Origin of the sequence: Salibacter sp., from assembly GCF_031581065.1 — a bacterium.
In the GTDB taxonomy this organism is placed as follows: domain Bacteria; phylum Bacteroidota; class Bacteroidia; order Flavobacteriales_G; family Salibacteraceae; genus Salibacter.
The window spans coordinates 1-12,354 of the sequence record NZ_JAVLBN010000054.1; the positions used below are offsets into that span (position 1 = coordinate 1).

General features: G+C 42.2%; 10 protein-coding genes. 6 read left to right on the plus strand and 4 right to left on the minus strand.

All coding sequences use genetic code 11. The annotated features are described in order from the left end of the window. Positions 1-417 precede the first annotated feature (417 nt). The 4 genes from RI557_RS10260 to RI557_RS10275 all read left to right on the plus strand — a co-directional run bounded on the left by RI557_RS10260 (position 418) and on the right by RI557_RS10275 (position 3,781). A complete protein-coding gene (locus RI557_RS10260) occupies positions 418-1,443 on the plus strand; it encodes a ligase-associated DNA damage response exonuclease (protein WP_310683623.1) in 1,026 nt (341 codons plus the stop codon). Continuing rightward, positions 1,440-3,041 carry an ATP-dependent DNA ligase gene (locus RI557_RS10265; RefSeq protein ID WP_310669051.1) on the plus strand — a complete coding sequence of 534 codons (1,602 nt, stop codon included), beginning with the start codon at positions 1,440-1,442 and terminating at the stop codon, positions 3,039-3,041. The genes RI557_RS10260 and RI557_RS10265 overlap by 4 nt, the downstream gene beginning before the upstream one ends. Positions 3,042-3,118: 77 nt before the next feature. Next, positions 3,119-3,367, plus strand: coding sequence for a DUF6364 family protein (locus RI557_RS10270; protein WP_310669050.1), 249 nt, complete (start codon positions 3,119-3,121; stop codon positions 3,365-3,367). After that, the gene (locus RI557_RS10275; RefSeq protein WP_310669049.1) at positions 3,368-3,781 is read left to right on the plus strand and encodes a PIN domain-containing protein; all 414 of its coding nucleotides are present in this window, start codon (positions 3,368-3,370) and stop codon (positions 3,779-3,781) included. Positions 3,782-3,857: 76 nt separating this feature from the next. Here RI557_RS10275 and RI557_RS10280 read toward each other — a convergent pair whose 3' ends face one another. From RI557_RS10280 to RI557_RS10295, 4 genes are all read right to left on the minus strand, one after another. After that, positions 3,858-6,269 carry a TonB-dependent receptor gene (locus tag RI557_RS10280; RefSeq protein WP_310669048.1) on the minus strand — a complete coding sequence of 804 codons (2,412 nt, stop codon included), beginning with the start codon at positions 6,267-6,269 and terminating at the stop codon, positions 3,858-3,860. Beyond that, complete coding sequence (locus RI557_RS10285; protein ID WP_310669047.1) at positions 6,238-7,617, minus strand: HTTM domain-containing protein; 1,380 nt, start codon at positions 7,615-7,617, stop codon at positions 6,238-6,240. The genes RI557_RS10280 and RI557_RS10285 overlap by 32 nt, the downstream gene beginning before the upstream one ends. Continuing rightward, positions 7,604-8,692: an imelysin family protein gene (locus RI557_RS10290; RefSeq protein ID WP_310683625.1), complete on the minus strand. Its 1,089-nt coding sequence runs from the start codon at positions 8,690-8,692 to the stop codon at positions 7,604-7,606. Before RI557_RS10290 ends, RI557_RS10285 begins: the two co-directional genes overlap by 14 nt. Positions 8,693-8,773: 81 nt before the next feature. Beyond that, positions 8,774-9,898 (minus strand): hypothetical protein, encoded by a 1,125-nt coding sequence (locus RI557_RS10295; RefSeq protein WP_310683627.1) that lies wholly within the window; start codon positions 9,896-9,898, stop codon positions 8,774-8,776. A gap of 253 nt (positions 9,899-10,151) precedes the next feature. Here RI557_RS10295 and RI557_RS10300 point away from each other — a divergent pair, with 253 nt between their 5' ends. Beyond that, the gene (locus RI557_RS10300; RefSeq protein ID WP_310669090.1) at positions 10,152-11,750 is read left to right on the plus strand and encodes a BCCT family transporter; all 1,599 of its coding nucleotides are present in this window, start codon (positions 10,152-10,154) and stop codon (positions 11,748-11,750) included. A 103-nt stretch (positions 11,751-11,853) separates the two neighbouring features. After that, a partial coding sequence (locus RI557_RS10305; protein WP_310683629.1) for a class I SAM-dependent methyltransferase occupies positions 11,854-12,354 on the plus strand: 501 nt, incomplete at its 3' end.

The following is a 12,354-nucleotide window of genomic DNA, read 5'->3' on the forward strand; positions in this document are numbered from 1 at the left end:
CCAATTTTTCATTTCTTTTACAACTTCATAATCAGTATTATTATAAGTAAAACTATAGATATTAGCATCGTTTGCACATTGTGACCAAAGTTGGTTTTCACAAAAAAGAAATCCGAAAAATGAGATAACAAGTAAAATTTTCATTTTTATTTATTTTAAGATTAAAGCTATTTTACAAAATATTTTAAAAATTATCAAATTTGTTTGTTTTGATTTTATTTAATCAACTCAAGTTACCTTAATCTGTTTATAGTCATGAACTAGCATAAGATTTGCTAAATCTTAGATTATCGTGAAATTGTAGAGTGAAAATTTGGTGATTGGTTTGGTCTGTTGTAGGGGGGATTATCTGTGGGGTCGCAAAATTTTTCGACCCCACTCCTATAAACCTAAATCATCTTCTACTGTTCAATTGATATGTCACAAAAACCTTTGCTCAAATTCAATGATAATGGAATTTTTTGCCCCAAAGGTGATTTCTACATCGACCCGTGGCGACCGGTAAAAAAAGCGCTGATCACACACGCCCATGCTGATCACGCCCGGTTTGGCTCTGACCATTACCTCGCCACTAAAGGGTCAAAGGCGATTATGCGCTACCGATTAGGAGACAACATCAAGCTGGAAACTGTTGAGTACAATGAAATACTTTCGATAAACGGAGTCAAAGTTTCTTTTCACCCTGCCGGACACATCACCGGATCAGCGCAAATTCGTGTGGAATATAAAGGTGAAGTTTGGTTGGTGACTGGCGATTACAAATTGGCAGATGACGGAGTAGCCGAAGCTTTTGAACCGGTAAAATGCAACACCATGATTACCGAGTGTACTTTTGGATTACCCGTGTTCAACTGGCCCGATCAAGACAGTGTTTTTGACGAGATCAACCAATGGTGGCAAAGCAACGCACGAGAAGGAAAAGCTTCATTGCTCATGGCTTATTCACTGGGAAAAGCACAGCGAATCTTCAGACACATCAACCGCGAAATTGGCCCTGTTTACACACACGGAGCTATTTTCAACAGCAATGAAATACTGCAACCACAAACCAATTTTGATCTCAGCTCCCAACGAATCACATCAGAAACAAAAAAAGCTGAACTGAAAAATGCGTTGATCATTGCTCCGCCATCCGCTATCAATTCCTCCTGGTCGAAAAAATTAAAGCCTTACTCCCTGGGAATCGCCTCGGGTTGGATGGCTTTGCGCGGAGCCAGGAGGAGACGCGCAGCTGATCGGGGATTCATCTTATCTGACCATGCCGACTGGAAAGAACTGAATGAGACGATTCAACTTTCACAGCCTGAAAACATCATTACAACCCACGGATATACCGACATCTTCACCAAATGGCTCAACGATCAGGGTTACAATGCCGTTCAGGAAAAAACTCTCTACACCGGGGAAATGGTAGATGAAAAAGAAGATGGAGGCGAAAAATGAGGTATTTCACCCATCTTTTTTTGACCATCGATCAAACAAATTCCACCTTAAAAAAAATAGAAGCTCTTGTTAGGTTTTTAGACGAAGCTCCAGATTGTGACAAGTTGTGGGCTGTGGCACTGTTGGCCGGTAAGCGTCCCAAAAGATCGGTCAGAACCAATCAACTGCGCGAGTGGGCGGCTGAGCTGGCGGGTATTCCGTTGTGGCTTTTTGAGGATTCTTATCACGTAGTGGGCGATTTGGCCGAAACGATTGCCTCCGTACTACCGGCTGATGATTCCGGGTCTGATCGCTCACTTGCCGATTGGATGGCTTTCTTAAAAAATCTCAAAGATAAACCCGATGAAGATAAGAAAGCAGCTATTAATGAAGCCTGGCTATCGATCAGTAAACACGAGCGATTCGTTTTCAATAAGCTTCTCACTGGCGGTTTTCGCATGGGAGTCTCACAAAAATTAATGGTCAGAGCACTCAGCAAACACCTCAACGAAGATGAAAACATGGTAGCGCACCGACTCATGGGAAACTGGAAACCGGAAGAAACCAGTTTCCAAAAGTTGTTAGTCGAAAAAGATGCTGAGGAAGATCTATCCAAACCATATCCATTTTACCTGGCCTATCAGTTAGATAAAGAAGCTGAAAAGCTCGGTAACACAGCCGACTGGAGTGCCGAATACAAATGGGATGGGATTAGAGGTCAGCTCATTCAACGCGAAGGAACTGTGCATTTGTGGTCTCGGGGTGAAGAGCTCATCACTGAACGCTTTCCCGAGTTTACCGATGAAAATAGCGGCATACATCAATCACAACATGACTTTGTGCTCGATGGTGAAATTTTGCCTTTCAGAGATGGCGAGCCTCTCCCCTTTCAGGTTTTGCAAACTCGGATCGGACGAAAGAAAGTGGGAAAAAAGACACTTGAAAAAGCACCCGTTATTTTAATGGCTTATGATCTATTGGAACTCAACGGTGAAGATCTTCGACAGACTCCCTTTTCTGAAAGAAGAGCAAAACTGGAAAAGCTGGTTAAAGAACTGAATTCACCAGTTATTCAATTGTCAGAACTCATCGAATTTAATTCCTGGAAAAAACTTCAAAAACTGCAGGAAAATTCCCGCGAAGTAAAAGCTGAAGGCATAATGCTCAAGCAAAAGAAATCGCCTTACCTGGTGGGTCGCAAAAAGGGTGACTGGTGGAAATGGAAAGTGGATCCATTATTGATCGATGGTGTAATGATCTACGCCATGCGCGGACACGGCAGACGCGCTAATCTCTACTCTGATTACACTTTTGCTGTGTGGAAAGGAAACGAGCTAATACCGTTTACCAAGGCTTATTCCGGTCTTACCGATAAAGAAATGCGTGAAGTAGATCGCTTTGTCAAGCATAATACCATCGAGCGTTTTGGTCCGGTACGGAGCGTTCAGCCCGAAATGGTTTTTGAAATCGCCTTTGAAGGCATTGCCCGGTCCTCAAGGCACAAATCTGGAGTGGCTTTGCGTTTTCCGCGCATCAACCGCATCCGCTACGACAAAAAGCCCGCTGAGGCCAACAAACTGGGGGATTTAGAGGATCTGATCGAAATGATTGAAGGGTGATACTTGATGATTTTATAAGCAGCAATTCTTACAATACGTATATTTTTTATATTTTTACACGTATATTTTAAATAGATATGGACACAAAGCTCACATTGAAACTAAACAAGGATATAATTGAGGAAGCTAAAAAATATGCTTCTCAAAAGAAGATCAGTTTATCGAAAATTGTAGAATCTTATTTACAGTCACTTATGTCTGATAATAAAGGACACGATTTAGAAATATCTCCTTTTGTTAAAAGTATGTCTACCGGAACTAAAATTCCAACTGATATTGACATAAAAGAAAAGTACACTGAGCAACTACTAAAGAAATACAAATAGATGAGACTATTTCTTGACACTAATGTTATTCTAGACCTACTTGGTGAACGCGACCCTTATTATGACTCTATAGCAAAATTGGCTACACTTGCAGATAAAGAATTAATTACACTGGTAGCCTCGCCAATCTCATTTGCAACAGTAAATTATTTTATCACAAAGTTTGAGTCGGCCAAAATCGCTCAGGAAAAACTGAGAAAGTTTAAAATCATCTGTGAGTTATGTAATCTTGATGAACAGATTATTGAAAAAGGCTTAAACTCATCATTTAAAGACTTTGAAGATGCTTTACAGTATTTCAGTGCTGTTGACTCAGACTGTGATATCATCATTTCAAGAAATGCCAAAGATTTTAAAAAAGCGCTACTTCCCGTTATGACTGCTGGTGAATATTTGATGAGCTATAAGAGTTAATTCCATTACAGCTATAACTCCTCACTCTACCGGTTTTCTACTTTCACATTATGAGATACGAATGAAGCCTTACCCTTTAAAACTTCACTCCAAGTGTAAAATAGAAATTTCGAGGCTTTGCCGGAATCACTCCCGGTCCGGGATAACCGGTTGCTCTCCTGGTGAAATACTGATTGTTGAATAAGTTGTTCACTCCGGCCTCGGTAACAAGCCATTTGTATTTGTATCCTAAAGATAAATCTGAAACCCAGTAGGCCGGGATTTCACCTGCTATAGCTGTTGGCACGGGTTCCTGAGTATTGTAAGCATCGGTGAATTGAGCATCGTTATAGCTGAATTGATAACTGATCTTAAAATCTTTTCGCTGGTAAGTGATTCCGGTTTTCAACGTCATCGGTGGCACTAATTCAACCTCTTTACCTTCAACCAGATTATCTTCGCTGCTCACATACTCAGCCTGCAAGTAAGAGAAATTCACGAAAGTGCGCAACTGGCTTTCAATCGGCTCTGACCGAAACAGATCAAACCAGTCAATCTCAACAAAACTCTCTACCCCATACGATCGGCTATCACCAACATTGGTGCGGAGTCGCTTTTCGAGGTAGGTTGTACTGTCGATAATTGTAAGAAATCCAATGCGGTTGTTGTAAGACAAATAAAACAAACCGATGTCAAAAGTGAGATAAGATGTTGGTTTTCCGCGGTAACCTAGATCGAAATTAAACCCTCTCTCATCAGTGATGTTGGGATCTATCACGAAATTGGGGTTATCAACTCTTATATCATTGAAGGTTATCGCCCTGTAGTTTTGTGAAAAATTAGCGTAGAGCTCAGTTTTGTTCTTTAGTTTTTGAGAAACTCCCAATCCGCCCAAAACAAATGCACGATTGAGTTCCTTTTCCTCCTCCACTTTTTGAGAAGCAACTAGTTCACCGGCAGAGTTATATGCTGATTCCTTGTACCAACCATCAGCCCTGGTATTGATGTACTCAAACCGAACGCCCGGAGTAATACTCAATTTATCTGTTATCCTGAAAATATTCTCAGCAAAAACTGCTGCATTCCTGCTGGGAAAGTCATAATCTGATCCCTCTAAATCATCAGGGTTGTTGTAGGTAAAATCATGGTCAGATCCGTTACTGGCCTCTCCCTGCCTACTCTCAGTAAAACCGGCATAAAGCCTTGTACCGATCAATAGATTGGCCGGATTCCCCAAAAAGTTATAGCGTCTCAAAACTCTTGTTTCGTTGCCTATGTTTTGAAATCCTCCGTAAATCAATGTGCGTTCTTCTCCGTTGTCAATCCGGTTGATGCGCTCTAAATTTCCCAGTGCCTCTCTGCTGGCCATCAAACCAAAAAAACGTGAATTCAACCGCCATTTATCGCTGATTTTATAATCTGCAGATAGCGAAGCTAAGTTCCACTTTACTCTGAACCAGTTTCGTTCGCGTTTGCTTTGAGAAGGGTCACGCTCAAACTCATCATCGGTGAGTCCGCCAGGCAGTTGAGAGAGGTAGTGCATGTAAGTGTACTCAGCACGCAGACTCAGCTTTTCATTGAAATCGTGTTCAATTTGTAAATACCCTGTGTTTTGATCAACCTGTGAGTTAGGTCGCCAACCGTTTGTCTGTTTATGTTGGTAAAATCCATAAACACCTGTTTTTCCTTTTCGGTAACCGATGCTGTTAAATGAGTTGAAAAGACCAAATGAGCCTAAAGTCTGCCTCGATTCCACTTCAAAACCACTTTTAGCTGGAGCTCCATTCATTACAAAATTGAGCATCCCTCCAAACTGAGTTCCGTATTGCAAGCCCGCTGCTCCACGAACAACTTCAATACGTTCAACTGCTTCTGTTGGCGGAGTGTAATAACTTTCAGGATAACCCAGCGCATCTGCACTGATGTCATAACCGTTTTGGCGCACATTAAAGTTTGAGGTTCTACTGGGACTCAAACCTCTTGCTCCAATATCGAGCTGCACACCAGCATCTCCACTTTCCCAAATATTTAGACCGGGGACTTTCGAAAAAACCTGCCTCGCGTTGTTAACCGCTTTATTTGCCGCCATATCAGCCGGTACTAACACCTCGTTTTTCTTGGCAGCATAAATAGCCACGCCATCTACAGCATTTAATCGTTGAATTCCGGTACTCGATGAATCTCCGCCACGAACCGTAACTTCTTTGAGGTTGATGTTTAATCGCTCCAACTTAACCGCTACTTTGGTTAATGAGCCCTTCACGTTTACTTCTTTTGAAAGAGACTTGTAACCTTCCACATAAACCACGACCGGATATTTCCCTTCATCACCAAACTCAATTGTAACCTTTCCCTTTTTAAGGGGCACAAAACTCTCCTGCGAAGGCAAATAAACCTCACCGTTTAGCTCCACAGATTCAGATCCGCGAACTGTCAACCGAAGCTCGTGCTGCGCCCAGGATGAGGCACAAACAATACTAGCGATGAGCAAAAGCAGTATTCTCAGCATCGTGCGGTACAATCCAGTTTTTGTGTTTAAATGAATCTTCTATTTCGGTCAGATCCCTGTGTGGATCGACAATTAGCTCGCTTCGTTCACCGTTCATCGTAACCCACGACTCACAGCGAACAATGGGATCTTCAAATCCTTTATCCCTGTAGTAGCTTTCGAGATAATGGGCAAATTGCAAAATCATATCTGGCTGGAAAGCCATTTGTTTCTCCTGGTGCGGATTGAGAAACTCACTGTTCACCACTTCGCCTTCTCTGCCGTTTTCTCCATCCTTTACATAAAAAGTGGCTGTTCCGGCTTTTTCTACCAGCATCACACGCCAGGAAAAGCGATATCCCTGTTCGTTCCAAAACAGGTTGCCTGGATACAGCAAATATCGAAATGGGAATAGCAATTGAAAGGCGAAAAAAACAGCCAGACTATAAAGTACAAGTTTGCGGGCTGTTCGGCTCTGACCGTTAAAATTAACTGATGGAGACCATGCAAAACGAACTAAATTTGACAATTTATGCCAGAGTTTTTCGTGCCACTTTCCACTCCAAAAGATAAGCACAACACCGGTCATAGCGAGCGGAAAAACACCGATTTCAAAAAAGTAGCTCGTCATGCTGTGAAAAGCTACAATTACCCAGTAAACATATGGCCTCAGCTTTTTTGAAAGTAGTAAAAACGGAACTGATACATCGTAGAGCATGCCGGCCCATGAAAAGAGGTATGCCGTGATTTCAAGACCTAAAAACTGCCCGATTAAAGGAGTGTGCGAATGAGCCGGCAACCAGATTTTGAGCGGCATAGCTTCAAACAACCACGCTTCATTGATTTTGGCGATTCCGGCATAGAAATAGACGATTCCAACGAGTAACTGAGGCGCCAGTACGTTCCAATTTTCAACGTATCGAGTAGCTTTGGTTATCCCCCACTTCACATCAAATGAAAGTTGGCGATGTGCGGGTAAGAAAATCAAGAGCATAGCGAGCAGACTCATAAAGTAGTAGTGATTGAGGTAGTAAGTGAGATCAATCAATTCGGTATAAGTAAAGAGTACAAAGAAAACCAGCGCGCTCAATCTGTAAAAAGCTCCCAGCATAATGCCTAAAGATACGAGGATCATGACTCCATGAATGGCATACATGGCCCATGGAGCTAATGGTTCTACCCACTCAAAACCGAAATAATGAAAATGAAATTGCGGGTTGATGTAATGATCTTCAATCCATCCCTGAAACCAAAAACGAATGGTACTAAAAATCATCACTGCACCAAAAAGAACGCGCAGCGTAACCAGCGGATATACCGATACCCGCTGAAAAATTGATTTTTGTATTGATTTCTTAATCCCCGTCACCGCTATCGTAGGTTATTGAAATGCCGAGCTTTGAAGACATATCACTTTTGAAAAAACGCGTTTGTTTGCTCAATTCAGTGTAGTAATCATCCATCTCCGTTTGATTCTCCAAAACCAGTTCATGAATTGGCTTTTGCGGTAAATTTTCAAAAGCATCAGTCACACTGTTCCACTGTTCTCTGGTATCAGCAGCTAAACTTTGGCCTCCGTAAGTCGATTCCACAAAATCTGCCAGTCCTTCACGGTCAGAGCCATCAACACCGATACCCTCGTACAACTGGTAAATCGATTCCAGGTGAGCCTGCATGAGTTCATTGCTGTATCCGCTAAAGTAAGCCTGAGTCTGGTACGGTTCAGCAGCTTGTTGGCCGGGACGTTTACCGAGTGGTAGTCCTGTTTTGAAATTCTTTACAGCCTCATAGCTTTTCACAAAGCTATTGTAGAATAAAGAAGTTGGCGAACCGGCCTCTACATTGAGATTACTTTCAAATGATGACGCGTACTGCTGCCAGTCGGCAAGTATTTTATCGGTAACCGTTTTGATTCTGCGCGAAACTGCAAGCACATAGTTCATTCGGTTCTGACCATTGAGGTATTGAACTGTTGCATTTTCATCACGATTGAAAAGCATGTAATCAAGTGCTGTAAAGCCCCTGGTGTTGCGGTTGAAGTTATTGAAAGTGGTATCGTTTTGGCTGATGTACGTCTCAATTTGAGTCGTATCGGGCGGAAAAGTGCCCAGTTTTTCGAGAAAAGTACCATCAATTTGATCTCCGGGACCAAAATTGAAAGCATTGCAATATTGAAAGCTCTGGTAAGCCTGCTTCCAGCTCTCTCTCGCCTCTGCTAGATTTTGAGAGTTCGTTTTTTGCTTTAACGCTTCAACAGATTCGTGCAAACTAGCTGTTTTTTCATGAAAATCCTGTAACCGGGGTAGAATGATATTTTGCGAATAATTTTCGAGCATGGGTCCACGATCATATGCCTGAGTTGTGTCATCAGTGTCATCATCGTTATCACATGAAACTAAACCTAAAGTAAATACTGCACCTATTACTAAAATCAATCTATTCATACCTAAATAAAATACGAAACCCTTTGTGATTTGAAATCAATCAAACCACAAAGGGAAATCTGTCTAAAATTGAATATTGAACTATCTGTTATCTTCATTCACCCAATTGATCTTGAAAGACTCCATTTGGTCATCAGTGAAATTATAGGTTTCCTGTAACTGATCCATCGCGATTGAAATATCGAGATAATGATCATTTGGTTCTGAAGCGAATAAATATGCATTTGAATTATCGTAATTGATGTCGTTGAACTTCAATAGAGATAATACAGATTCGAGCTGACTATCACTTGCGATTAAATACTCACTTGAGGGTAGTTGATATGCCCCGAGGATAAAAGCAACTGCCTCACTGTGAGCGTGGAGTGCATCAGCTAACTCCTCATCGGTTGGATTTGATTTAGTGATAACGTCCAGTGTTGAATACATGTAATTAATAGCCGTAGCAGCGATACTTTTTTCCCATGCAGCAAAGAAATTATCAATTTGATCACGTACTTCAAATGATTCTGGAGAGGCACCATTATCAAGGTGATATTTTGCAATGATCAGAGCCTTGCGAGCATCCAGGTAAAACCCGCCAGTTTCAGGTGTTCTACGAGCAGCGTACTTGGCGCTAAAACGATCAGCAACCTCAGCATTGCTAGCACCCATTGGAAACTCAGGATTTGTTCCATAAAGAGCGAGGAGTTTATCTACATCAGCAGATGAAAAGTTATCATCGTATGCAATTGCGTAAGCCTGGATGTAATGCCCGCCCATGAAATAAGCTTTTTCTACGAGCTGTTTGTGTTCAAGGCCAGTATAAGACAGGAAGCGACCGGCAAAAACACCTCCACCACTATCTGGATTAGCTACAACATCCCATTGTTGACCACTTTCTGGTCCTACTAATGGAAGTACGTCAGATTCGATGAAGTTAGTGTAATTAAAGGTTCCCGCACCATCTATATCTGAAGTGAAAAGAGCGTCAACTTCACTCTGATCAAGTTTTGAACCGTCATCACCTTCACCGATTTTAGAGGCGAGAGCTTCGAGTTGATCTCCAAGTTCTATTTGTGAGGCTGCATTAACGTCAAAATTATTTGATGTGTAGCTGTTGGGAATTGAAGGTGATGTATTGTTATCATCGTCATCATCCTTGTTACAAGAGGCAAAGCCAACTGTTGCCAAAAGCGAAATAGCGATTACTTTTTGAATGTTCATAAAACTATTTAGATTTAATCTTAATAAATGTTGGCAGCAAAAGTATTTCTGAGACCTAAAGCAGGCAATACCAACAATTAGGTATTTGATGATCTTCAATGAAAAGGTGATGAAAACCAAAGTAAAAGTAAATCACATTTGAAGATCTATTACGTTTAAGTAATTTTCAATTCAAATACTTTCAAAGCTTCAAAAAACAACTTTCTGCACGAAATATTACCAGCACCTCTCTCTTCTTCTTATTTTCGCCCTCATGGCAAAAAATAAGTATTTCGATTTTCACACACCGGTTTTCATACCCTCGGCTCTGATCATCATTCTGTTCGTTACCATCACCTTATACGTGGGCGATCCCGTTGAGCAACTATTTCAAGAATGGCAAACTGCCCTTTACGACAACGTTGGTTGGTTTTTCGTTATCGTGATGAACACCATGGTCATTATGGCGCTGGTCATCGCGTTTGGGAAACTCGGGAAAATCAGGCTGGGCGGACCAACAGCCACACCGGAGTTCTCCAATTTCTCGTGGTATTCCATGCTCTTTTCTGCTGGAATGGGAATCGGACTGGTATATTTTGGCGTGGCCGAGCCCATCCAACACACCATTGCACCACCAAAGCCGGTCGGTTCTGAAGTGAAAGCCGCAGAACAGGCATTCCAGTTTACGTTCCTCCACTACGGAGTACACCCGTGGGGTGTTTACGGAATGGTAGCCCTTTCACTCGCCTTCTTTACTTTCAACAGAAAGCTTCCATTATCGGTCAGATCACTTTTTGCCCCCATACTCAAACGCAAAATTTACGGTCCCATCGGTGATGTAGTGGATATCCTCGCAGTTATCGCCTGTATTTTTGGTCTAGCAACAACACTCGGATTTGGTGCTCAACAGCTCAGCTCCGGTATCAGTTTTCTGTTTGGAACTGAGGACACGGTCAGAGCCCAGGTAATCATCATCACGCTCGTAACGCTGGCTGCTACAACATCAGTTATTCTCGGGTTAGATAAAGGTGTGCGGGTTTTGAGTGAAGCCAATATTCGCATATCCGTGATCTTCCTTTTTGGTATGCTTATACTTGGTCCAACTGTTTACATCCTGGATTCATTCATTGAAAATGTGGGACTCTATTTCCAAAACCTACTTGAAATAAGTTCTTACACTGAGGTTTACAGCGAAACAGCCTGGCAAAATAACTGGACAATTTTTTACTGGGCATGGTGGATTGCCTGGAGTCCGTTTGTGGGGATTTTCATCGCCCGTGTTTCAAAAGGACGTACCATTCGCGAGTTTTTGGTAAGCGTTGTACTTTTGCCAACCGCTTTTTCATTCTTTTGGTTTACCGTTTTTGGCTCATCAGCCATTTACCTCGAGCTCAACGGACTCGCACCAATTGGTGAAGCCGTAGACCAAAACATATCAACTGCCCTGTTTTCATTATTGGGTGAATACCCATTGAGCAAAGTCATGAGTTTTATTGGCGTCCTGCTGATCATTGGGTTTTTCGTTACCAGTTCAGATAGTGGATCTCTTGTAATTGACTCCATTACATCAGGCGGTAAACTCGATGCACCGGTTGGGCAACGTATCTTTTGGGCACTCGCTGAAGGTGCTCTTGCAGCAACATTGCTCATAGGTGGCGGACTCGTTACCCTGCAAACAGCTGTGATGCTCGCTTCCCTCCCATTTGCCATGCTCCTGCTCGTAATGGGATACTCCCTTGTTGTGGGCTTGCGTAGAGAACAACGCAAAAACATGCGCATGAGAATTCGCAGGCTACAACGAAGAGAAATGGCATCCTGGGAATACAACTATAGAGAAATGGTTGAAGAAAACGAAGATGACGATGATCAATAACCTCGCAGTTATCAGTTTTAAACTAAACCTATAAACGTTAAACATTAAACCTTAAGTTACTTTCATCACACAATTAGTTGTATAAACATATTTCCTTTGCAGCATGAAAGCAGAATTTTGGAACGAGATGTACAAAGATGATTCGTACCGTTATGGTGAATCGCCCAATGAATTTTTAGAAGAACAACTAGCCGTTTTGAAACCCGGCAAAATCCTCCTCCCTGCCGATGGCGAAGGAAGAAACGCTGTATTTGCAGCAGGAGAAGGCTGGCACGCAACTGCAATCGACTACAGCGAACGTGCACTGGAAAAAGCCACAGAACTAGCTAATCGCAAAAATGTTGAGATCGATACCATTCACGGTGATCTGACCGAAATTCAAATTCCCGAAGAAGAATACGATGTCATCGCACTCATTTATGCTCATTTCCCTCCATCTGTCAGAGCCGAAATTCACCGCAAGCTCTCGCGTGCCTTGAAACCGGGTGGTAAACTCATACTCGAAGCTTTTACGCCAGATCAATTGCGGTTTACTTCGGGCGGACCTAAAGATCCGTCAATGCTCTATACACGAGAGATGCTCGAAGAAGATTTTGGTGAAATG

Bases quoted from the DNA above. Each gene is read 5' to 3' on its own strand.
- RI557_RS10265 (WP_310669051.1), top strand. From the start codon at position 1,440: ATGAGGTATTTCACCCATCTTTTTTTGACCATCGATCAAACAAATTCC.
- RI557_RS10300 (WP_310669090.1), top strand. From the start codon at position 10,152: ATGGCAAAAAATAAGTATTTCGATTTTCACACACCGGTTTTCATACCC.
- RI557_RS10275 (WP_310669049.1), top strand. From the start codon at position 3,368: ATGAGACTATTTCTTGACACTAATGTTATTCTAGACCTACTTGGTGAA.
- RI557_RS10295 (WP_310683627.1), bottom strand. From the start codon at position 9,898: ATGAACATTCAAAAAGTAATCGCTATTTCGCTTTTGGCAACAGTTGGC.
- RI557_RS10280 (WP_310669048.1), bottom strand. From the start codon at position 6,269: ATGCTGAGAATACTGCTTTTGCTCATCGCTAGTATTGTTTGTGCCTCA.
- RI557_RS10260 (WP_310683623.1), top strand. From the start codon at position 418: ATGTCACAAAAACCTTTGCTCAAATTCAATGATAATGGAATTTTTTGC.
- RI557_RS10270 (WP_310669050.1), top strand. From the start codon at position 3,119: ATGGACACAAAGCTCACATTGAAACTAAACAAGGATATAATTGAGGAA.
- RI557_RS10290 (WP_310683625.1), bottom strand. From the start codon at position 8,692: ATGAATAGATTGATTTTAGTAATAGGTGCAGTATTTACTTTAGGTTTA.